The 25333-nt window shown below is 46.4% G+C and carries 24 protein-coding genes; 16 read left to right on the top strand and 8 right to left on the bottom strand.

Annotation, left to right across the window (positions count from 1 at the left end):
- The first annotated feature begins 207 nt into the window (after positions 1–207).
- From MHH92_RS18545 to MHH92_RS18490, 12 genes are all read left to right on the top strand, one after another.
- A complete protein-coding gene (locus MHH92_RS18545) occupies positions 208–861 on the top strand; it encodes a redox-sensing transcriptional repressor Rex (protein ID WP_076250016.1) in 654 nt (217 codons plus the stop codon).
- On the top strand, positions 848–2155 hold the full coding sequence (locus tag MHH92_RS18540) for an amidohydrolase (RefSeq protein WP_047843542.1): 1308 nt from the start codon (positions 848–850) through the stop codon (positions 2153–2155). Before MHH92_RS18545 ends, MHH92_RS18540 begins: the two co-directional genes overlap by 14 nt.
- Positions 2156–2192: 37 nt before the next feature.
- A complete protein-coding gene (locus MHH92_RS18535) occupies positions 2193–2723 on the top strand; it encodes a DUF5590 domain-containing protein (RefSeq protein WP_340905513.1) in 531 nt (176 codons plus the stop codon).
- 300 nt (positions 2724–3023) lie between these two features.
- Positions 3024–3551 carry a hypothetical protein gene (locus tag MHH92_RS18530; protein ID WP_036671991.1) on the top strand — a complete coding sequence of 176 codons (528 nt, stop codon included), beginning with the start codon at positions 3024–3026 and terminating at the stop codon, positions 3549–3551.
- Positions 3544–5046 carry an AAA family ATPase gene (locus MHH92_RS18525; RefSeq protein ID WP_047843540.1) on the top strand — a complete coding sequence of 501 codons (1503 nt, stop codon included), beginning with the start codon at positions 3544–3546 and terminating at the stop codon, positions 5044–5046. Before MHH92_RS18530 ends, MHH92_RS18525 begins: the two co-directional genes overlap by 8 nt.
- Positions 5047–5179: 133 nt before the next feature.
- On the top strand, positions 5180–6052 hold the full coding sequence (locus MHH92_RS18520) for a 3-hydroxyacyl-CoA dehydrogenase family protein (protein ID WP_017687750.1): 873 nt from the start codon (positions 5180–5182) through the stop codon (positions 6050–6052).
- A complete protein-coding gene (locus MHH92_RS18515) occupies positions 6049–7254 on the top strand; it encodes an acetate/propionate family kinase (protein WP_036671987.1) in 1206 nt (401 codons plus the stop codon). The genes MHH92_RS18520 and MHH92_RS18515 overlap by 4 nt, the downstream gene beginning before the upstream one ends.
- 101 nt (positions 7255–7355) lie before the next feature.
- Positions 7356–8651, top strand: a complete 1296-nt coding sequence (gene asnS / locus MHH92_RS18510; protein WP_017687752.1) for an asparagine--tRNA ligase — start codon at positions 7356–7358, stop codon at positions 8649–8651.
- A 20-nt stretch (positions 8652–8671) separates the two neighbouring features.
- Positions 8672–9376: a DnaD domain-containing protein gene (locus tag MHH92_RS18505; RefSeq protein WP_127549601.1), complete on the top strand. Its 705-nt coding sequence runs from the start codon at positions 8672–8674 to the stop codon at positions 9374–9376.
- 247 nt (positions 9377–9623) lie between these two features.
- Positions 9624–10124, top strand: coding sequence for an RNA polymerase sigma factor (locus tag MHH92_RS18500; protein ID WP_256721174.1), 501 nt, complete (start codon positions 9624–9626; stop codon positions 10122–10124).
- Positions 10117–10572 carry a hypothetical protein gene (locus MHH92_RS18495; protein ID WP_340905508.1) on the top strand — a complete coding sequence of 152 codons (456 nt, stop codon included), beginning with the start codon at positions 10117–10119 and terminating at the stop codon, positions 10570–10572. The genes MHH92_RS18500 and MHH92_RS18495 overlap by 8 nt, the downstream gene beginning before the upstream one ends.
- A 24-nt stretch (positions 10573–10596) precedes the next feature.
- Positions 10597–11898 (top strand): multi-tm2 domain protein, encoded by a 1302-nt coding sequence (locus tag MHH92_RS18490; protein WP_445744673.1) that lies wholly within the window; start codon positions 10597–10599, stop codon positions 11896–11898.
- 152 nt (positions 11899–12050) lie between these two features.
- Here MHH92_RS18490 and MHH92_RS18485 read toward each other — a convergent pair whose 3' ends face one another.
- From MHH92_RS18485 to MHH92_RS18455, 7 genes are all read right to left on the bottom strand, one after another.
- On the bottom strand, positions 12051–12704 hold the full coding sequence (locus tag MHH92_RS18485) for a methylthioribulose 1-phosphate dehydratase (protein ID WP_076317453.1): 654 nt from the start codon (positions 12702–12704) through the stop codon (positions 12051–12053).
- A 3-nt stretch (positions 12705–12707) separates the two neighbouring features.
- Positions 12708–13385: a 2-hydroxy-3-keto-5-methylthiopentenyl-1-phosphate phosphatase gene (locus tag MHH92_RS18480; protein ID WP_340030723.1), complete on the bottom strand. Its 678-nt coding sequence runs from the start codon at positions 13383–13385 to the stop codon at positions 12708–12710.
- Positions 13382–14605, bottom strand: coding sequence for a 2,3-diketo-5-methylthiopentyl-1-phosphate enolase (locus tag MHH92_RS18475; RefSeq protein ID WP_340905501.1), 1224 nt, complete (start codon positions 14603–14605; stop codon positions 13382–13384). The genes MHH92_RS18480 and MHH92_RS18475 overlap by 4 nt, the downstream gene beginning before the upstream one ends.
- Entirely contained in the window at positions 14602–15462 is an 861-nt protein-coding gene (gene proC / locus MHH92_RS18470; protein WP_340905500.1) for a pyrroline-5-carboxylate reductase, read from the bottom strand. Before proC ends, MHH92_RS18475 begins: the two co-directional genes overlap by 4 nt.
- A 36-nt stretch (positions 15463–15498) precedes the next feature.
- The gene (locus MHH92_RS18465; protein WP_340905497.1) at positions 15499–16746 is read right to left on the bottom strand and encodes a glutamate-5-semialdehyde dehydrogenase; all 1248 of its coding nucleotides are present in this window, start codon (positions 16744–16746) and stop codon (positions 15499–15501) included.
- 238 nt (positions 16747–16984) lie between these two features.
- On the bottom strand, positions 16985–18088 hold the full coding sequence (proB, locus tag MHH92_RS18460) for a glutamate 5-kinase (RefSeq protein WP_340905496.1): 1104 nt from the start codon (positions 18086–18088) through the stop codon (positions 16985–16987).
- 361 nt (positions 18089–18449) lie between these two features.
- Positions 18450–19658, bottom strand: coding sequence for a pyridoxal phosphate-dependent aminotransferase (locus MHH92_RS18455; protein WP_340905494.1), 1209 nt, complete (start codon positions 19656–19658; stop codon positions 18450–18452).
- Between the two features lie 260 nt (positions 19659–19918).
- On the opposite strand from MHH92_RS18455, the gene MHH92_RS18450 reads away from it, so the two are divergent.
- The 4 genes from MHH92_RS18450 (at position 19919) to MHH92_RS18435 (ending at position 23909) form a co-directional block, all read left to right on the top strand.
- Positions 19919–20914: an ABC transporter substrate-binding protein gene (locus MHH92_RS18450; protein ID WP_340905492.1), complete on the top strand. Its 996-nt coding sequence runs from the start codon at positions 19919–19921 to the stop codon at positions 20912–20914.
- A 200-nt stretch (positions 20915–21114) separates the two neighbouring features.
- Entirely contained in the window at positions 21115–22737 is a 1623-nt protein-coding gene (locus tag MHH92_RS18445; RefSeq protein WP_340905489.1) for an AraC family transcriptional regulator, read from the top strand.
- Between the two features lie 73 nt (positions 22738–22810).
- Positions 22811–23632: a carbon-nitrogen family hydrolase gene (locus tag MHH92_RS18440; protein ID WP_315371255.1), complete on the top strand. Its 822-nt coding sequence runs from the start codon at positions 22811–22813 to the stop codon at positions 23630–23632.
- A 91-nt stretch (positions 23633–23723) separates the two neighbouring features.
- The gene (locus MHH92_RS18435; RefSeq protein WP_017687767.1) at positions 23724–23909 is read left to right on the top strand and encodes a hypothetical protein; all 186 of its coding nucleotides are present in this window, start codon (positions 23724–23726) and stop codon (positions 23907–23909) included.
- A gap of 234 nt (positions 23910–24143) precedes the next feature.
- On the opposite strand, the gene MHH92_RS18430 is transcribed toward MHH92_RS18435, so the two are convergent.
- Entirely contained in the window at positions 24144–25064 is a 921-nt protein-coding gene (locus tag MHH92_RS18430) for a LysR family transcriptional regulator (protein ID WP_315371254.1), read from the bottom strand.
- Positions 25065–25333: the final 269 nt, after the last annotated feature.

The raw sequence follows: 25333 nt of genomic DNA, 5'->3' as shown, positions 1-25333 counted from the left end.
TCGTTATATCATTGCATGACACTATCGTTTGGCGTTAAACTTTATTAGATATTTCCGTATCCGATTAAAGCAGTTGCACGTAAGAACTTATAACCCAAATTACAAGGAGCATTCTGTATAAAATGTCACGTTTATCTTTGAGTTTTATACAGAATGCTCATCTTTTCATCTATTATTTTATCGTGGCCTTGGTAAGGGGGAGCAAGAATGAAATCGGATAAAATTTCGGAAGCGGTGGTACGACGTCTGCCTGTATACTTGCGTTATTTGAACGAGTTGCATCAGCGTGAGGTGGCTACTGTTTCTTCTCAAGAGCTTGGACAGAGGCTGGATCTGAATCCGGCCCAAATTCGTAAAGACCTGGCTTACTTCGGTGATTTTGGTCGTAAAGGGATCGGGTATGATGTATCCTATCTGATCGAGAAAATTCGTCACATTCTCAAAATCGATCAGCAAATTAATGTAGCTCTGGTAGGAGCGGGTAACCTCGGTCAAGCCTTGTCCAACTACAACGCATATCTGAAAGACAACATGAAGATTGTTGCTGTATTTGATGCATATGGACCGAAGATAGGTAGTCAAATCAACAGTTTGACGGTAAAACCAATGGATGAATTGACGGAAGCGGTTAAAATGGAAAACATTCGCATCGGAATTATCACGGTTCCGGATACGGAAGCCCAAAATGTAGCCGATCAGCTTATTGAATCAGGAATTGAAGCGATCCTTAATTTTGCACCAACCATTCTAAAAACACCGCCGCATATCCGCATTCACCATGCTGACTTTACAACAGATCTGCTTAGTTTGGCCTATTACTTGGATACTGGAAAGGACGACGAGGAAGATGACAACAAATAGATGGGTAATTCACAATGGCAAATTTGCTGTTAATGAAGGCGGCACAACATGGAACGTGGTCCACGGATACATGGTTGTTGAGAATGACAAGATTGTGCATATTGGTGAGACATTGCCGGATGAAGACAAAAATTGTACCAAAGTGGATGGAAAAGGACTGTTCTTCCTGCCGGGTCTGATCAATACGCATGGTCATGCAGCGATGTCGTTGCTCAGAGGGCACGGAGACGATCTTGCATTGCAAGTATGGTTGCAGGAAAAAATGTGGCCGATGGAAGCGAAAATGACTTCAGAAGACGTATATTGGGGAACTTCGCTATCGGTGCTTGAAATGTTGAAAGGCGGAACTACAGCTTTCCTGGACATGTACGATCACATGGATCAAGTTGCCAAAGTTGTGGAGCAATCCGGCGTTAGAGCAGCACTGGCACGTGGTGTAATCGGGTTGTGCTCGGAGGAAGAACAATTGCGGAAGCTGGAGGAGTCGGCTGCGTTTGCGCGTGAGTGGAATGGACAGGCAGATGGTCGCATTACAACCGTAATCTCGCCACATGCACCATATACATGCCCTCCTGACTACATAGAGAAGCTTGTGCAGGTCGCGAACGACCTAAACCTTCCCCTTCATACACATATGTCGGAAACGCTTCGTGAAGTCGAGCAGAACGTGGCTGATTATGGACTGCGTCCTGTGGCACATCTGGAGAAACTGGGCTTTTTCTCTCGTCCATCCCTGGTTGCACATGCGGTGCATCTGAATGATGAAGAGATTGAGATTCTGGCCCGTCATGATGTGGCTGTATCCCATAACCCGGGAAGTAACCTGAAACTCGCTTCCGGTGTTGCGCGGGTACCTGCGTTGCTGAAAGCAGGAGTTACCGTGTCACTCGGAACAGACGGACCGGCAAGCAACAACAACCTGGATATGTTCGAGGAAATGAGACTGGCTGCATTGATCCACAAAGGTGTATCTGGTGACCCGACGGCAGTGCCAGCAGGCGAAGCGTTATTACTCGGAACGTCATACGGTGCCAAATCCATCTTCTTGAATAATACCGGAGCACTTCAGGTTGGCATGAAGGCTGATTTTATCGCCCTTAACATTGAACAGGCACATTTCTATCCACATACAGACCTGATCTCACATACGATCTACTCGGCTTCTGCCAAAGATGTTGAACACGTATGGGTGGATGGAAAACAAGTAGTGAAACATGGCGAATGTCTGACGCTGGATGAAGAACGCATTTTGCGTGAGTCTCAATTGGCATTTGATGGTCTGCTTGCTCGTTAATTGCAGGACAGCATCATAGGGAAAGGAAGTTCGGCTTTTGAAGAAAAAAAAGAAGTGGATATGGATTTCGCTGCTTGCACTGGTTCTGATTCTGTTTGGACTTCAGCGTTATTACGTTCATGTCACGCAGGACCAACGCAAGGAAGAAGCGCTCGCCATACAAGCAGCACAGGAGCAACTGGGCATTACATCCTATGATGAATTGCGTAAGTACATCTGGGGAGACAAAGAAGGCTCTGACAACATCTACTGGACCCTGATCGGCAAAAACAAGAATAACCAGGATGTTATGGTCTGGGTTAAGTTCGACGCAAACAATCAACCGGTTAAGGGTGCAAACGCTGTACACAGTGAGCTGCTGCAGAATGGCATGTCCGAAGCGCAGATACGCAATCGCTTCAGTTCTGAAGTTCCTGCCGGTGAGATTAAACGAATCATGCCCGGAGTTGTGAATGGAATATATGTGTGGCAAGTGTATTATAAAGACGGTACGCATAACCACTATCGCTTTTATCGTTTTAGCAACGGAGAACAGGTGGACCTGGTCTATACACTCCCGAACAGCTAGAACAAATAGAGCGACATAACTAGAGAATTAAAGAAATGAAAGAACCGGCAGACGGATATCCGACTGAACCGGTTCTTTGTGTTGTCTGTAAACATTTTTGATTTAAATAGTTAAAATTAATAATTTATTCATATTTTCGCCTTCGAAATTGTATATACGATGTGATATACTCAGATATGTACTCAAAGTTATATTCAAAACAAATAATCCTGTCGAAATTCTCGCAGGAGTCAATGTGCACATATTCGTATATACCAATAAGCCAGTAGGTTGGGCCAAAATCTGGGAGGGGTAATTCACTTGAAGCTAAAAGTATTGCCTATTGCTATAACTGCCGTCATTTCAGCCGTTGTGTTGTTTGGAGGTTGGTTTGTATATCGTCAGGTGGCTGTGCAGAATCCGATTGAAAAAATGGTAACCCAGTACGATGGAGTCAATGACGTTCAATTAACTATTAACCGCAATGACGTACAATTGAAACTTGATCTGCAACCTGATGTTGATTTGGGCAGACTGGTACAATATATTCACAAAGAAGGACAGACCCTGATTGGAACACGCTCACTAAAGTTGGATGTTGTGGATCATTCCAGTGAAGCACTGGAAAGTTGGTGGGGTGATGCGATGTTCACCGTAGCTCAGGCGATGGAGAACAAGCAATACACCGAGATTACACCAACGTTGTCAAAGATGGCGACGAATGGAATTAAGGTAAATACAGCGATGGATGACAACAATGTATATGTCAGTCTCAGAGACGGAGATGCCAGCAAGTTTATTATTCTGCCGCGTGTGCCCGGTCAGATAGGAGTGTGGCCTAATGCCTAAGTGGACAAAAGAAGTTGCCATCGGATTTTTTCCCGTATTGATTATTTTCCTTGCTTTTACTGGTGTTAATATTGTTCCGATCCTGATTGCAGCAGTGCTTGTCGGAGCTTTGCTGTTCATGATGCAAATGCGTGGCGGGATTACAGTAGGCGCTGCACAGGAACGTAAACGGAAGAAAAAAGGACCTTCCAAGCTTACTTTTGAAGAAATTGGTGGACAGGACAGTGCTAAGCAGGAATTGCGTGAAGCGCTTGACTTTCTCATCAAACATGAAGAAATCCGGAAGTTCGGGATTCGCCCGTTAAAAGGGATCTTGCTGACGGGCCCTCCAGGGACAGGGAAAACGTTGATGGCCAAGGCTGCTGCCCATTACACCGATTCTATTTTTGTAGCAGCATCGGGTAGTGAGTTCGTGGAAATGTATGTTGGTGTGGGTGCCAGCAGAATTCGGGATTTGTTCAAGGACGCGAGAACTCGTGCCACCAAGGAAAATAAGGAAAACGCTATTATCTTTATCGATGAAATCGATGTCATCGGGGGGAAACGTGAGGGTGGTCAACAGCGTGAATATGATCAGACCCTGAATCAGCTCCTGACGGAAATGGATGGAATCTATTCTTCCGATACGCCAAGAATTCTGGTTATCGCTGCAACAAACCGCAAAGAGATGCTGGATAGCGCCCTGACGCGACCGGGACGTTTTGACCGCCACATTCAAGTGGACTTGCCTGACAAAAAGGGCAGAAAGCATATTCTGGAACTGCATGCGGTGAACAAACCTCTGTTGAAGGAAGTTAATCTGGAGAAAACAGCGGAAGAATCATATGGTTTCTCCGGTGCACAGCTCGAAAGTGTGATGAACGAAGCAGCAATATACGCCATGAGAGACGGGCTGTTAAACATCGAACAGCGGCATTTATCCCTGGCTATTGATAAAGTCATGATGGGTGAGAAGACAGACCGTGAGTCGAGCGTGGAAGAGAAGAAAAGGGTCGCCATTCATGAGTTGGGACATGCCATTATGGCTGAACTCGTTCGTCCAGGCAGTGTTAGCCAGGTGGCACTTAGTCCGCGTGGTCAGGCGCTGGGATATGTACGTCATAACCCGCAACAGGAACAGTTCCTCTATACGAAGCGCTTTCTGGAAGAGCAGATCATGATTGCACTCGGAGGAGCAGCTGCGGAGGAAATGTACTACGGTGGTCGTTCCACAGGTTCACGCAATGACTTTGATCAGGCCACCAATGTTGTACAGACGATGATGGCTTCGGGGTTGACTTCACTTGGGATTGTGAACATGGATATGGTCACAACCGAGGAACTGATGCGAGAGAATAAATTAATTCTGCAAGAACTGATGGAACAGACAAAGCGGTTACTTGAAGAACAACGGACAATTTTCGACAATTCACTCGACATTTTGATTCGTGAGGAAGTTTTGTCTGGCGAGCAATTTCGTTGTCAATTTCGTGACAGTGCCCTTCTACCAGCATAATTTATTTATGCTGGTTATTTTTTTTTACATTTCACTCGTGCTAAGATATTATTATATGTTGGGTCGAAATTTGTAATTTTCGGCGAACAGGGTACAATAGAGAAATAGAGAACCGAAAGGATGGAGCAGAACCATGTTTTTCAAAAAAATAGGAGTTGTCGGCGGCGGTACGATGGGACAAGGTATTTCCCAGATGCTCGCAGCCAAAGGACTTGATGTGCTTCTCGTGGAGCATACAACACAAAAGCTGGATCATGCATATGACATGATCGAAACCAATCTGGATAAACAACTGGAGAAATGGGCGATTACAAAAGCGGAGAAGAAATTAATTCTTTCCCGTATTACCAAGGTAGCTCATTTAGCTGAACTTGGAACTTGCGACATGGTCATTGAGACAATTTCAGAAGATCTGGATGCGAAAAAAGCAGTATTCAGCCAACTGGACCAAGTTTGTCCAAGCAATGTCATTCTGGCAAGTAATACATCCACGCTGAGTTTGACCGAGCTTGCAAGCTCGACCAAATACCCAGAGCGTGTTATTGGTATGCACTTTATTCACCCGGTATCCCGGGTTGATCTTGTAGAGATTATTCGTGGACTGAAAACTTCGGATACAACATTCGAAGAGACCAGACGTTTTGTTGAAGAAGTAGCGGACAAAAAAGGAGTCATGATTTATGAATCCCCTGGATTCGTAACTTCCCGTCTGATTTGCCTGCTGATTAACGAAGCGTTGCATGTATTGCAAGAAGGTGTTGCATCTGCTGAAGATATCGATGATGCAATGCGTATCGGATACAACTTCCAACATGGACCACTCGAAATGGCTGACCGTTTCGGATTGGATTCTGTTGAAGCTGCACTCGAAAGAATGTTCCGTGAATTCGGAGAATTGAAATATCGTCCTTCTACAGTCCTGAAGAAAATGGTGCGTGCAGGACACCTGGGTGCCAAAACAGGCGAAGGATTCTTCAAGTACGACAAGGATGGTGACCGACTGTGAAAGTACTCGTAATTAATGCGGGGAGTTCCTCGCTCAAATATCAACTGTATAATATGACTGACGAATCTGTACTGGCTAAAGGTTTGGTAGAACGGATCGGAATGGATTCCTCCATCCTGACACACAAACCAACAGGCCGTGAGGATGTTACAGAAGTTAGTGAGATTCTGGAGCATACAACAGCGATCCGTAAAGTCATTGATATTTTGACTCACAAAGAAAATGGTGTACTGGATTCTGTAAGTGAAATTCAAGCTGTTGGACACCGTGTTGTTCACGGTGGTGAAGCATTTAAAGAATCTGCATTGGTAGATGATGCTGCCAAAGCTGAAATTCGTCGTTTGTTCGACTTGGCTCCACTTCATAACCCTGCAGCAATGATGGGTATTCGTGCGGCTGAATTAAATATGCCTGGTGTGCCACAGGTAATGGTCTTTGATACGGCGTTCCATCAAACGATGCCGGAAAAAGCATATCTGTATGCTATTCCGCGTGTACTTTACAAAAAATATAAAGTACGTCGCTACGGCGCACATGGTACATCCCATGATTTCGTAAGCAAGGCAGCTGCTGAATATCTGGATCGTCCAGTGGAAGATCTGAAAATTATCACTTGTCACGTCGGTAACGGCGGTAGTGTAACAGCAGTTAAAGGTGGCGTATCCGTTGATACTTCGATGGGTATGACTCCGCTTGAAGGACTGATGATGGGAACGCGTTCTGGTGACCTTGACCCAGCCATCGTACCTTATGTAATGAACAAGGAAGAACTGAGCGTAAGCGAAGTGAACTCCATGTTAAACAAACACAGTGGATTGCTTGCGATCTCCGGAATCAGCAGTGACATGCGTGAGATTACGGAAGGTATGGAGAATGGTGATGCCAACTCCACGCTTGCTTTTGAAATGTACGAATATCGTCTGCGTAAATACATCGGCTCATATGCAGCTGCAATGAACGGTGTAGACGTGATCGTCTTTACGGCTGGTGTAGGTGAGAACTCCGTTGTACTTCGCCAAAAAGTATGTGAGCAACTCACTTATCTGGGTGTTGAACTGGATGAAGCGTTGAATGCCATTCGTTCCGGCGAACCACGTCGGATCACAACAGCGAATTCCAAAGTGGAAGTTCTCGTTGTGCCAACAAACGAAGAATTGGTAATTGCACGTGATACACACCGAATCGTATTGAATTCTCAGTAATCTAACTGTAAAGTAAATATAGAATGACAAGGAAGTGCAGAGGACAGGCATATGCCTGCCCGCTGCATTTTCAAATTCAGGAACCAAGGGGAGATATGGGCATGAATACGAATTGTGTAATTCGTAATGTGAACGAGCATGTGGGCGAAACCGTAACAATCGGTGCCTGGATTAACAACAAACGTTCCAGCGGTAAAATTCAGTTTTTGCAGCTACGTGATGGAACCGGATATATCCAAGGGGTTGTTGTGAAAAGTGAAGTTAGTGAAGAGATCTGGAACAATGCCAAGAGCCTGACACAAGAAAGCTCTTTGTATGTTACAGGTATTATTCGTGAAGAACCTCGCAGTGCGTCCGGTTACGAGATGACTGTTACAGGGGTTGAGATCATTCACCTGACTGAAAACTATCCAATTACGCCTAAAGAGCATGGTGTTGATTTCTTGATGGACCATCGTCATCTGTGGCTTCGTTCTACGAAGCAACGTGCTGTTATGGTGATTCGTGCAGAGATTATTCGCGCTGTTCAGCAGTTCTTTGATGGTAACGGATTCACACAAGTTGATCCTCCGATTTTGACACCATCGTCTGCGGAAGGTACAACGAACCTGTTCCACATCAAATACTTTGATGAAGATGCTTATCTGACACAAAGTGGTCAATTGTATATGGAAGCCGCAGCCATGGCTCTGGGCAAAGTATATTCATTTGGTCCAACATTCCGCGCAGAGAAGTCCAAAACACGTCGTCACTTGATTGAGTTCTGGATGATTGAGCCGGAAATGGCGTTTGTAGATCACGAGGAAAGTCTGCGCGTGCAAGAGAAATTTATCGCTCATGTCGTTCAGTCCGTGGTGAAAAACTGCCGTGCAGAACTGGAATCTATCGGTCGTGACGTATCCAAACTTGAAGGCATCGTAGCTCCATTCCCGCGTATTACGTATGATGAAGCGATTGAATTCCTGCATGGACAAGGCTTTGATATTCCTTGGGGAGAAGACTTTGGTGCACCGCACGAAACAGCAATTGCTGAGAAGTACAATACACCGGTCTTTATTACGCATTACCCTGCTGGAATCAAGGCATTCTATATGAAACCAGATCCGAATCGTCCAGAAGTTGTTCTCTGTGCTGATATGATTGCACCAGAAGGCTACGGAGAGATTATTGGCGGTTCGCAGCGTATCGATGATCCGGAATTGATGCAACAACGTTTTGAGGAGCACAATCTCTCGGATGAAGCTTACCAATGGTATCTGGATTTGCGTAAATACGGATCGGTTCCTCACTCCGGTTTCGGTCTGGGATTGGAGCGGACGGTAGCATGGATCTGTGGATTGGATCATGTACGTGAAACAATCGCATTCCCACGTATGCTCTATCGTCTGTACCCTTAATGCTTAACCGAGGAGCGTCTATGGAAGACACCACTTCCAAAGCTTGGTTGGATGGAGCAGCTTATGGCATGACTTCGGGTACAGCCCATCTGCCGTATGCCTTGTTACGTTTTTATCACCAGCTTGGCCTATCAGATGCAGAAGTACTTCTTCTGATTCAACTGCTAGGATTCCGTCAGGCAGAGTTCAATGAGTTTCCCACGCTTGAAGAGCTTGCGGCGCGCATGGGACTTGCACCAGAAGGCATTGCCAGAATGTTGCAACGTCTGATGAGGGATGGGTATATTGCTATTGACGAGCACCGTGACGAAGAACGGGACATCCAGTACGAGCGATATGATTTACATGGATTATATGCCAAGCTTGCAGCGTGCACTGCTGAAGAAGTAGCCGCATTCCGTGCGGAGCAGCAGAGTATCAATACAGCACGTCAAGATTCGAACAGTGTTCAAAAAGAAGAGGAAGAACGGAACATGTTCTCCATCTTTGAAAAAGAATTTGGACGTCCGCTCTCTCCAATGGAGTGTGAGACGATATCCGGCTGGTTGGATCAGGACCGTTATCAAGAGGAATTGATTCTAATGGCTCTGAAGGAAGCGGTTTTTGCAGGCAAAGTACATTTCCGGTATATCGATCGAATCCTGCTTGAGTGGAGTCGCAATCGTGTCAAGACCGTTCAAGACGCGAAGGCGTACACGCAGCGGTTTCGTAATGGTGGACGTTAATTCCAGCGTAGGCAGGGACAAGAAACAGGCCAGAAGTCATTCTGTGCCTGTTTTTTTTGGATTAAAGATTGGATGAGTGATCAGCAACATCAACCTTTCAGGCAATGATTTCATTTTGTTTTACAAAAATTTGATAGATCACGCAGGGGTTAACGCACAAGCTGTCGTCTATTGTATTGGAGAGGAGGGGAGAGTTATTGATGAAGCGCGCGTAATCGAACAAATCCGTCAAGGAGATACTTCCCAGATGCGTACTCTGATTGATAAATATAGCCAGCATGTATACCATGTGGCCTATTCCGTACTCAGGAACGATCAGGAAGCACAGGATGCAGCTCAGGAGGCGTTCATACAGATGTATAAGTCTCTCCCCGACTACCGTTCTGAAGGTTTCAAAACGTGGTTAACCCGAATTGCCTTTCATAAAGCGATTGATGCCAAACGCAAGCTGGGCAGACGAACTGCTGAGGATCCGGGTGGAGAAGAAAAAATAATCAATATGCCCGGACGGGATGAAGACGTTCTTACCCGTCTCGTTCGTGAAGAGCGCCAGGATAAACTTCGCGAACGAATTAATCAGTTGCCTGCTCAGCATCGTGACATTATCACTGCGTATTATCTAAGCGAAAAAAATTATGAGCAGATTGCCAGTGATGCACAGGTGGCTGTGAAGACTGTGGAATCCCGCTTGTATCGTGCCCGGCAGTGGATTCGAAAACATTGGAAGGAGGATGAATGGCGTGAGTAAACAGGAGAAATATACCACTGCGCAATGGACCGATTATATTGAAGGCCATATGAGTGAAACTCAAGCAAACCAAATGGAACAGCTTCTGATGGAAGATCCGGATGCGATGGACATCTATCTGGAAGCGCTTGGTATCCACGGAGAACTGCCTCCGTTACATGACCCAACAGGGTTTGCGGATTCAGTCATGCATCGGATTGAGGGCATTCAATCACCCAAGGTACAACGCAAATCCCGTGCTGGACGAAACCGGCGCTGGCTTGATCATAAAGTGTTCCATTACGCGGTAGCGGCCTGTTTGACATTGATCTTCCTCTCGTCTGGACTTTTTGACAAGGTAGCACCATATCACAAGTTCCAGGATGGCGAAAACAGAGGGTCTTTTACCGAGAAATGGACGGAGGCAGCCACTTCATGGCTGGATAACTTCAAGCCTAACCATAAATAGTTTCGCATTGCCTGAAAAGAAAGGATGACGACTGTGCACTCAGATCGTAACAAATTACTCGCATTTCTATTAAACCTGATACCCGGTCTTGGTTTTATGTATTGGGGTCGAGCCGCAAGAGCCGTGATCTATCCATTGCTTTTCTTCGGAACAGCTGTTGGCTCATTCATGCTGGCATGGGCGTTTGGTCAACAGGACTTGATGATTTTTGGTGCACTATGTGCCATGTTCTTCTGGGGAGTCAGTATGCTGGATATGGTTATTGTTCTGCTCCGTACACCTTCTGCCCAAGAAGCACATTATAGGGGATACGGTGCGCCTTATGGAGCTCCTCCACACCAAGGAGTAGCCTACCAGGGAGCATACATGGGTCAGCAAGGGCCTATGGAGCAGATGAATGAAGATGAGCTACATCAACATCCAGGTGGTGAATATGGCCATCCTGCGGGTCCTTATGGTCAACCTATGTATCAAAAAGGCAGTGAGGGTGAACGATTCTTCACCATTTTGCTCTCATTTGTTCCGGGATTGGGACATCTTCATCTGGGATTGTTGCATCGTGGGTTATCCTTCCTGATGGCGTTCTTTGGTTCATTTGCCATGATGGTTTTTGTGGCTTCGATCACCAATGAATCGGTGTTTTTAATGTTCCTACTCATTCTGCCTGTAATATGGGTATACTGCATGTTTGACGCGGTGCAGCATGTCCACCGTAAGCAGGCTGGTGAGGTATTACAGGATCGGACATTATTCGAAGAATTGGAGATGGGCAGAGTAGCCGGACGACGTAGCAAAGTGCTTGCAACGCTGCTATCCGCTTTTCCAGGTGCGGGTCATCTATATCTGGGATTGCAAAAAAGAGGCATGCAATTGATGTTCCTGTTCCTGGGTAGCATCTATGTTCTAGACCTGCTTCACTTATCGGTGTTTCTGTTCATGATTCCACTGATCTGGTTCTACAGCTTCTTTGACGGGTTACAGTGCTCCAGTCGCTATGGACGCGAGCCATTGGTTGATCAACCAATCTTCAAGGACTGGGCCCGTCATCAGCGTCTGATTGGATTCGGGATTGCGGCGTTGGGTCTATATTACCTGACGATCCGGCTTGTCATTCCACAGCTGAATGAACTGTTCCCTAATGCATTTATGACATACGAGATTCGTTCCTATTTAAACACCGTCATCGTATCCTTGCTGCTCATTTTTGGCGGCTTGAAACTGCTGTTTGGCAAGCAGAGGGGGACGGGTATCCATAGTGCTGCTCAAGGAAATGATGAGGGAGCAGACAGTCTCTTTCTATTCAAGGATCGGGATGATCGACTGTAGAGTGACCTAAAGATTATTTACACTGACACTACGATGACAGAGCAACCTTCTAATCGCTGTTATCCTACAACATAAAAACACGCCAAGGGCTATGTATATCAGCCTCTGGCGTGTTTTTATGTTGTGCAACTTTGATTTCGAATAAATGATTGCTATTTCGTAGCACCCTTCAGCAGAAGTTGACGGTACATCACTTCGAACAAGAACTCGAACGCTTCCAGATGACGTTTCGCCTCAAAAGCATCCTTGCCCCACGCATATATACCGTGGTTACGTAGCAAGATCCCTGGTACGTTGGCATCAAGTACACCTGGCACCAATTCAGCGATAGATGGAATATCTGCAAAGTTAGGCAGGACGGGTACACGAATCTCCGCATTTTCTTCCCAAATGTTGAAAGCCTTGATCAATTCAATTCCTTGAATCGGTACGTGTCCATCTGCTCCAAAGAATTCACTGATCAGGTTGTTAAACACAGTATGCACGTGGAATACAGCACCACAACCGGTCAAACGATAGATTTCACAGTGAATCAACGTTTCGGCACTTGGTTTCAACGTTGTTGTTTCAATTGCTTTGCCGTGTTTGTCCACAAAAAGAAAGTCTTCCGGAGTGCGAAGAGATTTGTCTTTGCCTGAGGCGGTAACCGCAAAATAAAATTGCTCCGGGTCAAAGTCTCCTACACGCATCGACAGATTGCCACTTGTTCCGGGGAACCAGTTACGACCGGCAAACAACGCTTTAATATCAGCCAGTTCTTCAAGGACCTGACGTTTGTGTTCCAATGTAATCTTTTCAAAGCCCATCGTTTACAGCACTCCTTGTGTTTGCTTCTGTTTCATATCTTCGATGATATCGTAAAAGGTAACGAATGGCACATGGTCCACACCAAGTTCAATACACTTATCCGTCAAAATGGAGCGAGAGTAGACGAGATCGGCAATTTTGGCACCCTCAAAATCTGTCAGACTGTCTCCAATGAGGATACGATTATATTGGTCCTCCGGGAACGTACGGATCACCGTCGTTTTGCACATACCGCAGCCGCTCTTACAAGGAGGCTGGCAGGGATGCTGCCATTCAATCCGAATGGTTTCACCCGAGAAGTCAGCACCGTTGCAATAGACATGATCTTGCGGGATATGAAATGGTGCGAGTAACGGTTCAATGAAAAAGTCCATACCACCGCTTGTCACATTGAATTCGATACCTTCGCTGCGAACGTAGTCAAGAAACTCGCTGAATCCTTCACGGATCCCCGCTTGTCCAAGCACAAATTCCACAATTTCATCTTTCTGCGATGCAGGCAACAGAGCAAACATGGCTCCAACACCTTCACGCAGCGAGATTTTTTGCTCAATTGTATCTTTCATAATCGCTTCAATGCCCTCAGGCTTGAAATGTTTCATGATTGCGACAATATTGTCCGAGAGCGTAATCGTACCGTCAAAGTCACAGAAAATGACTGTTTTTTTATCACTTCTCATCGTTCGCCACCCCACAGATCCAATGCACTTTTCAGCTCCGGATGCTCGGTTGCATACTGCGCGAGTGGAATGGAACGTTGAGCTGCCTCAATGGCTTGCAGGAATGCACGTCCGCCTGCTTCAGTGCCCATAGGATGTCCATGAATACCGCCACCAGCATTAACGATGACATCTGTACCAAAATCGCGCAAAATGAGCGGTACAAGGCCTGGATGGATACCGGCTGAAGGCACTGGCATACTGGTTCGTACTGGCAGATCGGCTGTCAGTAATTGCTCCGTGATCGCCATATTTTCTTCCTTCGGCATCGTAACCGAACCATAAGGAGAAGGGAAGAGCACCAGATCGGCACCCGCAAGACGCATCAACTGGCCTAGTACAACCGAAGCGGACATGCCGTAATGTGGTGAAGGATACAGTGCACCTGCAAGAGCAGGGTGAGCCATAATTGGCACATTGATGTCAGGATCACTGCTGAGTTCATGCAGCACATCATATCCGTAAGACAATACGTTGAATAGCAGGGCATTGGCTCCTGCACCAATAGCACGTTCAGCTTGTTGCTTCAGACGAGATGTAGGTCCTGTAAGATTGGTTGCATATAGAAGTTTCTTGCCGGTCTCCTGGCGTGCCTGTTCGGCAGCTTTCATGCAGACCTCGACTCTTTTTTCGATAGGTGTCAATTTATTTTCGAACAGAATCTCATCGTCCTTGATCAGATCAACGCCCCCAAGGGCCTGACGAATAAATTGTTCACGCAGTTCATCCGCATCCAGTCCGATAACTGACTTAAAGATACTCATTAACAGTGGACGATCATGTACACCAAGCAGATCACGAACACCATTCAGTCCAAACTTGGGTCCCGGGAATGCATTCAGGAAGCCATCCGAGAAACCAAGCTTTGTTAATTTGATCCGGCCATCCATTGAGATTTTGCCAAAGACCGTCACGAGCAGGGCAGGGATATCACGGCTGAAGTTAACATCAGGATACCCGATGGTAATATCGGCGTAACGCTCACCCGCAGCCATTCCTTCAGCTTCATTTACTTCTACGCTGATTACTTCACCCAGATGTTTCTGCATCGCTTCACGCTGGGCTTGCGGCAACTCCGTCCAGCTACCCACGGTCATGCCAATCGCGATAGACTGAGCCTTCTTGCGAAAGTCTGCATGATCATCATGCAGACGATATGTGGCTGTGCACATGTTATTCATTTTAAATCCCCTTCCAAAGCAGCTCCCATCTCCCGTGAGCGCTCTGCACAGCGGTTGACGGCTGCAATAACATTTTCAAAGAAATCTCCTTCGTCCAGTGTCTTCAGTGCTGCCTGGGTTGCCCCTCCCGGGGAAGTCACATCACTACGAAGTTTCATCGGTTCCAAACCGGTTTGTTGTACCATTCGTGATGCGCCAAGCACCGTCTGAACAGTGAGATCACGAGATTGCTGGCTGGATAAGCCACCACGAATACCTGCCGCAATCATGGCCTCCATTAAATAGTATACATAAGCAGGGCCGCTTCCGGAAATCCCAGTGAGCACTTCGAGTTTATCTTCAGGTACGATGGTTACGATACCAACCGCTTCAAACATGGTCATCACCGTACTACGCTGTTCATCCGTAATCTCCGCAGAGAAGGCAAGCCCGGTTGCACCGAGTCCAATGGTACTGGATGTGTTCGGCATGGTTCTCGCGATCGGTTGTTTACGACCAAGCAAGGACTGCATCGTGCGGATTGATAATCCGGCAATGACAGATACGATCAGTTGATCAGGTGATAACAGCGGACCAAGCTCGCGCAGCGCTACGGCAGCATCTTTGGGTTTCATACAGAGTACAATGACCGGAGTGGAGGCAAGGTGATCCAAGGATTGCGAGGCAGTTCCGGTATGTACAGCATAACGGGTACTGAGCTCCTCCTGACGTTTCTGGTTGCTGCGGTTCAGCATCGTAATATCCTGAGGACGAACGACTAGGCGGGAGATCAGTCCGCGCACGATGGCTTCAGCCATCGCGCCTGCTCCGTGGAAAGTAATCTTCTGTTGTAGTAACGTCTGTTGCTCTTGACTCATATTTATCGTTCCTCCTATATAACTGGTGCTGGGATATTATTGACGAATCTGTCCATTGCCTGTAATCCGATATTTGGTTGATGTCAGTGCTGGTAGTCCCATCGGTCCACGAGCATGCAGTTTCTGAGTGCTGATTCCGATTTCGGCTCCATAGCCAAATTCAAATCCGTCGGTGAAACGTGTGGACGCATTGTGATAGACGGCTGCTGCATCCACATCATGCATGAAGCGCTCTGCATGGGCGGTATCCCGGGTTACGATACACTCGGAATGTTTGGTTCCGTAATGTGCGATGTGCTGCATCGCTTCGTCCAGGTTCTCGACCACCCGGATATTTAAAATATAGTCGTTGTACTCGGTCGCATAGTCTTCCTCGGTTGCCTCAAGGGCAGAAGGAACAAGACGGCGCACCGTGTCGCAACCTTTCAAGACCACATTGGCCTCACGGAATTGCTCGGCAAGAGCAGGCAGATGCTCTTCAGCGTATGCGGCATGCAGTAGCAACGTTTCCATGGAGTTACATACGGATGGACGTTGTGCCTTGGCATTGATGGCAATTTCGGCTGCCATAACTGGATCGGCTGATTCATCCACATAGGTATGGCAGATGCCCGCCCCAGTTTCGATGACAGGTACCGTTGCATTGGCAACCACATTACGAATGAGGGAAGCACCGCCGCGTGGAATGATAACGTCCAGCAGTCCGTTCAACTTGAGCATCTCATCTACGGAAGCACGATCTGCATCTTCAACCAGTTGCAAAGCATCAGCAGGCATGTCTGTCGTTGTGAGTGCCTGATGCAGCACCTCCACAATTTTACGATTGGAGGACAGGGCAGAGGAACCGCCGCGCAGAAGCACTGCATTACCTGTTTTGAGACATAATCCGGCTGCGTCTACAGTTACATTAGGACGAGCTTCGTAGATGATGCCAATCAGGCCAATCGGCACTCTTAATTTTTCAACATGTAATCCGTTTGGACGGGTAAATGTCTCTAACACTTCGCCGACTGGATCAGGCAGATCTGCAATCTGACGTAACCCTTCAGCAATGCCAGCAATGCGCTCCTTATTAAGTGCGAGCCGATCCAGCATGGATTCCGGCGTACCTTGTTCTCTGCCGCGTTCCAGATCTTCGGCGTTTGCCGTAATGATGGAATCCGTCTCCTTAATCAAAGCATCTGCCATGACACGCAGGGCCGTATTTTTCTGTTCTGTATTCAATCGGTTCAGCTGTGGAACCGCGGCTTGGGCTTTGCTGGCTTTTTCTCTGACTTCACTCATCGTAATTCCTCCTCATATATATAAAGTTAAAATTTTAACCTCATGTTGGACTAAAGATTATTTACACATACACTACGATGACAGAATAACCTTCCAATCGCTGTTATCCCCAGATTTTTTTGATTCCCTTTTCTAAAAGGAAAATCCGGCGATAAAGGCGAACGCTCCGCTTTTTCAGGTTTTTTCTGTCCTCTCCGTTACGTGTAAATGATTAGTTTAACTTAATATAGCTTCATGTTTATTTTAACGTAATCCATTCGTCTCTATGAATAACTTCAAGTCTGTGGATGCTAGCGAGTTGTTTCATCACTTCGCCACTGGGAAGTCCGGCAATGAGTCGAAGCTGGTCATCATCATAATTGACAATACCGCGACCAAGCAAGGTTTCATCCATTCCGATGACCTCTACAACGTCTCCGGCATGGAATGTTCCCAGTACCCGCTTGACTCCTACAGGTAAAAGGCTGTGGCCCCCATGGACAAGTGCTTCTTCAGCACCATCATCCACAACGACAGTTCCCAGTGGAGTAGACATGAAGCCGAGCCACTGCTTTTTACGGGATAACGAAGCGAGTCGTGTCTCAAAGTAAGTTCCTTTACCGGTGCCATCAACCGCTTTCTGCATATCTCCGTGTTCTTTTACACTTCCCACGAATACAGGTACGCCTCCACGTGTAGCAACCTTTGCTGCATCTACTTTGGATCGCATTCCGCCTGTACCAACCGTTGATCCTGAGCCGCCGGCAAAAGCGTAGATCTCAGCCGTTATTTCGGGAATACGGTCGTAACGCATGGCAGAAGGATCTTTACGCGGATCTGCGGTGTACAGGCCGTTGGTATCGGTAAGAATGATCAGATGCTGAGCCTTCACCAGGTTTGCAACCAATGCGGACAACAGATCGTTATCACCAAACTTCAATTCGTCTACCGACACCGTATCATTCTCATTAAAAATCGGAATCACTCGCTGTTTAAGCAACTCTTCTACGGTCATACCTGCATTACCCATGCGTTTACGACTGTGAAAGTCTGTACGAGTTAACAAAATTTGCGCCGTAGTAACGCGGTGCGCTGCAAAAGCCTGTTGATATGCCTGCATCAGTAATGCCTGCCCAACGGCCGCTGCGGCTTGTTTCTCATGTAGCAGTTTGGGGCGCTGAGGGTAACCGATCTCCCGGAATCCGGCCGCTACCGCTCCTGAGGTGACCAGAAGTACTTCATGGCCCTGATCAACCAATGCTGCAATTTCTCCGGCAAAAAAAGTGATCGAACTGCGATCCAGACCGCCTTCTTCCGTTGTAAGCGAGCTGCTTCCAATCTTAACTACAATACGTGAAGTCATGGTTTCACTTCCTTAAACATGATTAATAAGTGCTTCTGGAGCAGGCTTTAGCGGGTACAAAAAAAACTCCCGCCCTTTAGTTAAAAAGGACGAAAGTTCGTTACTTCCGCGGTACCACCTTTATTGATGATTAGATCATCCGGCTTCATGCCCTGTAACAGAAGGCACTGTCCTGCACGTAACAGGCCGCTCAGGGGTAGGTTTCAGAGAAGAGCCGCGGTAAATTCTTTCAGCAGGGTGGAATTTACTCTCTGGGCGCGACTGATATTCTCTTACTGGTCCCGTCATCACGTTTCGTTCAATATTTCTTATAACATACCATGGAAACTTGGCATATGCAAAGGGGTTATGGTCCTGTAAATTACTTGAATAAATTCAGCTTGCCAATCCGCTCGACAGCTTCACGTAATCGGTTTTCATCACTTAACAGTCCCGCGCGCACATAGCCTTCGCCATGCGAACCAAAACCAATACCTGGGGCTATGGCCACCTTGGCTTCTCGCAGTAACAAGTCTGCAAATGAAGCAGAGGTATAACCGGCAGGTACAGGTAACCAGCTGAAGAATGAACCTGCGGGTTTCGAAGCTTGCCAGCCAATCGAGGAAAGAGCGTCATAAAATGCATTGCGACGCGATTCGTAGCGTGAAACCAGTAAGGCAACACATTCCTGTGAGCCAGTAAGTGCTTCCGTTGCCGCAGCTTGAATTCCACCGAAAAGACTGACATAGATATGATCTTGAAGCAGATTGATTTTAGAGACAATCTCCGCATTGCCAAGCGCGAATCCAACACGCCATCCAGCCATATTGTACGTTTTGGATAACGTATAGAACTCAATGCCCACTTCTTTGGCACCAGGGGCTTGCAGGAAACTTACGGGACGATGTCCGTCGAATCCAATCGCACCGTAAGCAAAGTCGCTGGCTACTACAATTTGATTTTGAATGGCGAATTCAACCGTATCTTCGTAGAAGGAAAGGGGCGCCGTTGCTGACGTTGGGTTGTTGGGATAGTTCAGGAACATCAGCTTGGCCTTTTCCCGATCTTCGGCTGTAACGGCTTCGTAATCAGGCAGGAATGCATTGGACTCCATTAAAGGCATAAATGACATGTTTGCTTTGGCGAGTGCAACACCAGACCAGTAATCCGGGTAGCCCGGATCTGGAACGAGAACGGTGTCGCCGGGGTTTAGCAGGACCTGAGGTAACTGAACCAATCCGGTTTTGCCTCCGAACAGAATGGCTACTTCAGTCTCGGGGTTCAGATCAACGTTGTAATCTTCCTTATAACGTTTGGCGACGGCTTCCTTCAGGAAAGAGTACCCTCTAAAAGGGGAGTATTTGTGGTAGAGGGGATTCTCAGCCGACTCTTGCAGTGTTTTCACAATATGAGGAGGTGTAGGTGTATCCGGGTTCCCCTGACCCAGATTAATCACGTCATGTCCACTTGCGATTTCACGATTTACATTTTGAACAAGGGTAGCAAAAAATTGCGTTGGCAGCTGTGTCATCACATCAGAAGTCGGTATCTTAAAAGCTGAACGAGCAGATGTATGGTCTGATTGGGTCATTATATTCATCACTCCGGTTATTAATAATGGCAAATAGTTCTCATTAATTTATCACGCAAATCCCGAGCTGTATAGAGGGAAATGCACTTGAATATACAGTACATAGGAGCAAAGAGCGGAGTATTGTACAAAATTGAAAGTACTCATTTAGTTTTGTCCATTGAGCTGAGAGAAGCCATGTTTTATGATAATATCCGATAATGATAATCAATATCATTAATTTCTGGCACAACGCACATGATATAGGGGGAGAAATAGAAATGAAAAAGGGCATACGAAATACGGGAGTATTATTAACGATCACATGGTTATCCATCCTGCTGCTGGCTTGTGGAAATCAGGCTGCAACACCTGCTGCTGGCGCAGATGATTCCAAAGCAGCCACAGAAACGACAGAGACCACGACTGCAGTGGAAGAAACGAATGAGGGCGAGACCCGAATATTCAAAGACTGGACAGGCCATGAAGTTGAGATTCCTGTAAATCCGAAGCGAGTTATCTATCATGGAGAAGTTACAGGGGATCTGCTCGCGCTTGGTGTTGTTCCTGTCGGCATACTTCGTCAAGAGGGAACCGTATTTGATGATCAGGTTGCTCAGGCAGAAGATGTAGGATTTCCGATCAGTGTGGAAAAGGCGTTAGACCTGAATCCCGATCTGATTATTTTCTCCAACAGTGACGAGGCTCAATATGATCAGATTGCAAAGGTTGCACCCACAGTTACATTTGATTCGTTTGGTTTAATAGAAGATCGCATGCGTATCCTTGGCGATTTGTTGAATAAGAAGCAAGAAGCGGAGGAATGGGTTACGGCTCATCAAAAAGCAACAGAAGAGATGTGGAAGCAACTTCATAAGAACGGATTGAAAGAAGGGGAGACCGCTTCGGTATTCACCATGTATCCCGGGAATCGTCTGTTTGTTATGGCGGGTGCAGGATTGCCACAGTTGTTATATGGTAAAGACGGGCTGAAGCCAACCGCGGAAATTCAGAAAGTATTGGATGAAGACATGGGTTTTGTAGAGATTTCGACTGAAAAATTATCTGAATTTGCCGGTGATCGGATATTTATTCTGGATCCTGTGACCGACGATGCGAAACAATCCACCAAGGAATTGCTGGATAGTTCAATCTGGAAGAACCTGCCTGCGGTGAAAGAAGGAAAAGTATATCGTTTTAATATCGTAAAAGCTTCAAGTGATGCCCTTTCCAGGGAGTGGCTGTTACAAGAGCTGCCAAAACAGATGATTCAATAATGATGACGAGCTAGTGAGGCAGCAGTAACACCTTTGAGTAATGCAGTTATAAAAAAGTAAAAGGGGCCTTCAACATTTCGTTGAACGCTCTTTTTTGCTGATAAAGTCATATCTAGATTATTGACCATCGCTCGCTTATAATCAGACCATACAGAATGATTGATAATTATTCTCATTTTAGAAAAACGAGGTGAACCGACATGCAGGCTTTGGATGCCGATGGGGGAGCGTTGTTCTTTTCAGCATTCATGTTTCGGCTGGATCATCTGGTACGTCGAATTGAACCACCTGAACAGGTGATGCTGGAAGTTGCTTGCGAGAAACATGCCTTCCTGATCTGCGAAGAAGGGGATGGGCGTTTATATATAGGGCATGAACAGTTTCCGTTTACTACGGGATGTGTTTATCCGCTTTCTCCGGGAGAGGGGTACCAGATTGAACATCGTAATAACTCGGAATTGAAATATATCATAATGGCTTTTGATGTTATTCATGTGTTGACGGGTGATCCCGAGCTCTTTACCCGCCCTGTATTTGAGCACAGAAACCAATTGAATGGTTATCCCTATGCTCCGTTAAGTGGGTTGCTGGAGCAGATGTATGTCATTCGGAATTATAAAACAGATGCTGAATACAGCCATCTGAATGCACAGTTCCAAAAATGGATGGAGATGATCATTACCCGGTACACTTCTCCAAAGACGGAACAGAGTATGGAAGCAAGACTACACAGCACGATTCAGTATGTGGACGACCATTATGCTGAAGAAATCACTGTACAGAAACTGGCACGACTTGCGGAGATCAGACCTGTACAATATACGACCCTTTTCAGACAACTCACGGGTCACAAGCCACTCGATTATGTGAATCATGTACGCATCAAACATGCCAAGGACTGGCTTCGCAAATCAGATGAACCACTTCGGGATATAGCGAGTCGTGTGGGGTTTAAGGATGAGTATTATTTCAGCAGGCGTTTTCGCCAAATGACCGGATTATCTCCTCGTCAATATGAGAGATCGATTCAGCAGCAGACATTAGTACAAGATTGGTTGGGTCATGATGTGAATATTCCAGTAAACCCGGAGCGAATTATGTATTACGGAGATTCCGCTGGGGATATGCTGATGTTGGGCATTCAGTTGCTGGAAGATCGGACATATGACGCGGTCGCTCCGGTTAATGTGGAAGCCGCTGTTATCATGAAGCCGGATTTGATTATTTTTGATAGCAGTAATGAACAACAGTATGAACAACTTTACCGGATTGCACCGACGCTTGCTTACAATTCACATGCCACGTTGGAAGAACGAATGCGCAGATTGGGCAGCTGGTTTGGCAGACAACCGCAGGTTGAACAATGGCTAACCTCCTATGCGGAGCGTACCGAGCAGATGTGGGCGAAGATCCATACTGTGATTGAAGAGGGGGAAACGGCATCCGTATTTACATACCATCGGGGTGCACGATTATTTGTTATGGGCAATATCGGTCTGGCGCCTATGTTATATCATCCAATGGGATTCAGGCCAGTTACCAAAGTGAAGGAAGCACTTGTGGCAGGCAGAGCCTATAAGGAAATCTCGGCTGAAGCGGTACGTCAGTACGCGGGAGATCATGTGTTTGTTATGCTGCCTGAGGAAGTTGTGGCAAGACAGGCTACAGAGATGCTGATGAAAAGTCCCAGTTGGCAGGCCCTTCCGGCTGTGCAGAATGGACGGGTATATCCTGTGGAGGAGTCAACATGGAATGTGGGTGATGCGCTCACGAGTGATCGATTGTTGACCCTGCTCCCTGAGTTGTTGTGTGCAAGTTCATAACAAAAACAGGCTTGCAGTCCTCAGGAGGATCAAGCTATGATAGCAGGTATTACGGTTCAGAGGAGTGCTTGTCATGACAGAAAAACAACAGGGAGAAATGCGTGTAGCCCTGATTCAGGGCGATATTCAGCTCGGAGACCCTGAGGCCAATCATAAACATATGCAGATGTTGCTTAAGCGTGCGGTAGAACAATATCCGGATCTGGGGCTGGCTGTGTTACCTGAGATGTGGAATACCGGATACGCTTTGACTCAAATTCATGAACTCGCTGACCCGGAAGGCCAGAAATCTCGGGAATGGCTGTCTGCTTTTGCTCAAAAACATCAAATTTCCATCGTTGGCGGTTCGATTGCCGAAAAACGGGATGGTCAAATATACAATACAATGTACGCTTATGATCGTGAAGGAAAACAGGTAACACGATACGATAAATTACATTTGTTCCGTCTGATGGACGAGGAGAAATATTTACAGCCAGGTGCGGAACCTGAAATTTTTGAATTGCAGAACGGTCTTACAGCGGGTGCTTCGATCTGTTATGACATCCGATTTCCGGAACTTGCCCGCACCCTTGCTCTCAACGGGGCCAAGGCATTAATTGTACCGGCCGAATGGCCGAACCCTCGTTTGCACCACTGGCGTACGTTACTTACGGCACGAGCGATTGAGAACCAGATGTATGTGATCGCATGTAACCGTGTAGGTAAAGGGGGAGAGACCGAATTTTTCGGACATTCCCTCATCATTGATCCTTGGGGTGAGATTGTGGCTGAAGGTGGCGAAGGGGAAGAGATCGTGACCGGAATTATTCGTCCATCTCTGGTAGATGAGGTTCGCGGACGGATTCCCGTATTTGAAGACCGTCGACCTGGCGTTTATTTTGGCAAAAAATAAAAACTGAAATAAAATTCTTCAGAAAAAGTGTTTATTCTTCCAGGACGCGGGTAATGATAACTATCCCGTCACCAAGGAGGATGATCAATCAATGGACAACCATGTGAAAGATACGCTCAGGAGACTGGAACAGGATAACACAAGGGAAGATCACTTAAGGGCATTCTTAGAGAATGGAGCAGGAGGACTATCACCCCCTGATTCAACTGTTCAGGACGAAGGCCGTGTAATGAATCAGCAAAACAGGCTGACAAGCGATCGTAATTTGCGTAAATAAACCGCCAGACATGAAGTTTTCTTATGTACGTTTCTACGTTAACATTATAAATTAGCATTGTAGCTAAACAACTTAACAAGCAACATTGTACTGTAACCAGTTACTGTGATTGCAATGTAAGAACTCTATCCTGCGGATGCGGGAAACGAGTATATGACAAAGGCTTGGCCCATAAGGGTCAAGCCTTTGTTTTGTTTCAGTATGAAATGTACCCATACCCATAGGAGAAATTTTTTAGTCTCCCTTTGACAGTTCGGTCACGGTTTGTTGAAACGTATGGATGAATGCTTCGGCTGCCTTCGACAACACTCTTCCTTGACGATAAGCCACAACAAGTGTTCTGCTAGGAGTAGGCTCAGCAAGTGGCACATACACAGGCACGAACTCACTGCGCGGCGCACGGGCGATAAAGCGTGGAACCAGTGTAATGCCCATACCAGTGGCGACCAGCGACTGAACGGTTTCAATATTGGTGCTCTCAAACACAACTTGGGGATCAAAACCAGCCTGCTCACAGAGATCGAATGTAAGTTTGCGAAAGCCCTGACCTTTTTTCAACACAACAAAGGGTTCATCCCGAAGCTCTTCAATTCGCACAGGAAGCGGATGTTCCGGATCTGCCCTGCATGCCAAAGGGTGATTCGGGGGAACTGCCAGATCAATCTTTTCCTCTCCAATGGCAACGTAGGCGAGACTTGGCTCTTGTAAAGGAAGAGATAACAGACTAAGATCTGCTTTGCCGCTTGCTGTCAATTTCTCAAGCGTAAGCCCGGAGTCTTCCAATAAGGTAACCTCAATCTCGGGATAAGCTTGTTGGAACGCAGGAAGCACATGTGGGAGCAAGTGTGAGCCCGTGATCGGCATGCTGCCTACAACGACTTTACCTTTGCGAAGCTGGGAGATATCGGACATTTCCTGACGCAATAGCTCCACAGCATCTACGATCTTCTGGGCTTGCTCGACAAACGTAACACCCGCATGGGTTAACTCCACGGTACTTGTATTACGCTGAAACAGCAGCACACCCAATTCTTTTTCCAATTTGGATAATTGCTGGCTTAATGAAGGCTGGGCAATATGTAGCTTCTCTGCTGCCCGGGAGAAATTGCGTTCGGCCGCAATTTGTAGCGTATATTGAAGTTGTCTGAATTCCATCGTCATCGGTCATTCCTTTCGTTATGCCACCATTATATCATTACAGATGAAGAAATCATTAATTTCGCTTAACCGCTTGCACTCCATCAGAAGAGTTGCTATACTAATTTTGAAAACGCTTAATAAGAACCACTTACCCGGGTAAAACAAAATCAACGTTTTCATGTGTACCAGTTTCAAGTGTTAGCACAGAACCATTTCAAATGTTCATATTCTTTTTCGTTCATATAATTGAATAACATTCATCCAACGATGGCGTGTTACTGTTC

The organism is Paenibacillus sp. FSL M7-1414 (assembly GCF_038003195.1).
In the GTDB taxonomy this organism is placed as follows: Bacteria; Bacillota; Bacilli; order Paenibacillales; family Paenibacillaceae; genus Paenibacillus; species Paenibacillus amylolyticus.
Note: the sequence above shows the minus strand (reverse complement) of the source record. Positions and strands in the feature narration are given on the sequence as shown.

Excerpts from the sequence above, each read along its gene's own strand:
- MHH92_RS18545 (WP_076250016.1), top strand. The coding sequence starts at position 208 with ATGAAATCGGATAAAATTTCGGAAGCGGTGGTACGACGTCTGCCTGTA.
- MHH92_RS18540 (WP_047843542.1), top strand. The coding sequence starts at position 848 with ATGACAACAAATAGATGGGTAATTCACAATGGCAAATTTGCTGTTAAT.
- MHH92_RS18525 (WP_047843540.1), top strand. The coding sequence starts at position 3,544 with ATGCCTAAGTGGACAAAAGAAGTTGCCATCGGATTTTTTCCCGTATTG.
- MHH92_RS18520 (WP_017687750.1), top strand. The coding sequence starts at position 5,180 with ATGTTTTTCAAAAAAATAGGAGTTGTCGGCGGCGGTACGATGGGACAA.
- asnS (WP_017687752.1), top strand. The coding sequence starts at position 7,356 with ATGAATACGAATTGTGTAATTCGTAATGTGAACGAGCATGTGGGCGAA.
- MHH92_RS18505 (WP_127549601.1), top strand. The coding sequence starts at position 8,672 with ATGGAAGACACCACTTCCAAAGCTTGGTTGGATGGAGCAGCTTATGGC.
- MHH92_RS18500 (WP_256721174.1), top strand. The coding sequence starts at position 9,624 with ATGCGTACTCTGATTGATAAATATAGCCAGCATGTATACCATGTGGCC.
- MHH92_RS18490 (WP_445744673.1), top strand. The coding sequence starts at position 10,597 with ATGACGACTGTGCACTCAGATCGTAACAAATTACTCGCATTTCTATTA.
- MHH92_RS18485 (WP_076317453.1), bottom strand. The coding sequence starts at position 12,704 with ATGGGCTTTGAAAAGATTACATTGGAACACAAACGTCAGGTCCTTGAA.
- MHH92_RS18480 (WP_340030723.1), bottom strand. The coding sequence starts at position 13,385 with ATGAGAAGTGATAAAAAAACAGTCATTTTCTGTGACTTTGACGGTACG.
- MHH92_RS18475 (WP_340905501.1), bottom strand. The coding sequence starts at position 14,605 with ATGAATAACATGTGCACAGCCACATATCGTCTGCATGATGATCATGCA.
- proC (WP_340905500.1), bottom strand. The coding sequence starts at position 15,462 with ATGAGTCAAGAGCAACAGACGTTACTACAACAGAAGATTACTTTCCAC.
- MHH92_RS18465 (WP_340905497.1), bottom strand. The coding sequence starts at position 16,746 with ATGAGTGAAGTCAGAGAAAAAGCCAGCAAAGCCCAAGCCGCGGTTCCA.
- proB (WP_340905496.1), bottom strand. The coding sequence starts at position 18,088 with ATGACTTCACGTATTGTAGTTAAGATTGGAAGCAGCTCGCTTACAACG.
- MHH92_RS18455 (WP_340905494.1), bottom strand. The coding sequence starts at position 19,658 with ATGACCCAATCAGACCATACATCTGCTCGTTCAGCTTTTAAGATACCG.
- MHH92_RS18450 (WP_340905492.1), top strand. The coding sequence starts at position 19,919 with ATGAAAAAGGGCATACGAAATACGGGAGTATTATTAACGATCACATGG.
- MHH92_RS18445 (WP_340905489.1), top strand. The coding sequence starts at position 21,115 with ATGCAGGCTTTGGATGCCGATGGGGGAGCGTTGTTCTTTTCAGCATTC.
- MHH92_RS18440 (WP_315371255.1), top strand. The coding sequence starts at position 22,811 with ATGACAGAAAAACAACAGGGAGAAATGCGTGTAGCCCTGATTCAGGGC.
- MHH92_RS18435 (WP_017687767.1), top strand. The coding sequence starts at position 23,724 with ATGGACAACCATGTGAAAGATACGCTCAGGAGACTGGAACAGGATAAC.
- MHH92_RS18430 (WP_315371254.1), bottom strand. The coding sequence starts at position 25,064 with ATGGAATTCAGACAACTTCAATATACGCTACAAATTGCGGCCGAACGC.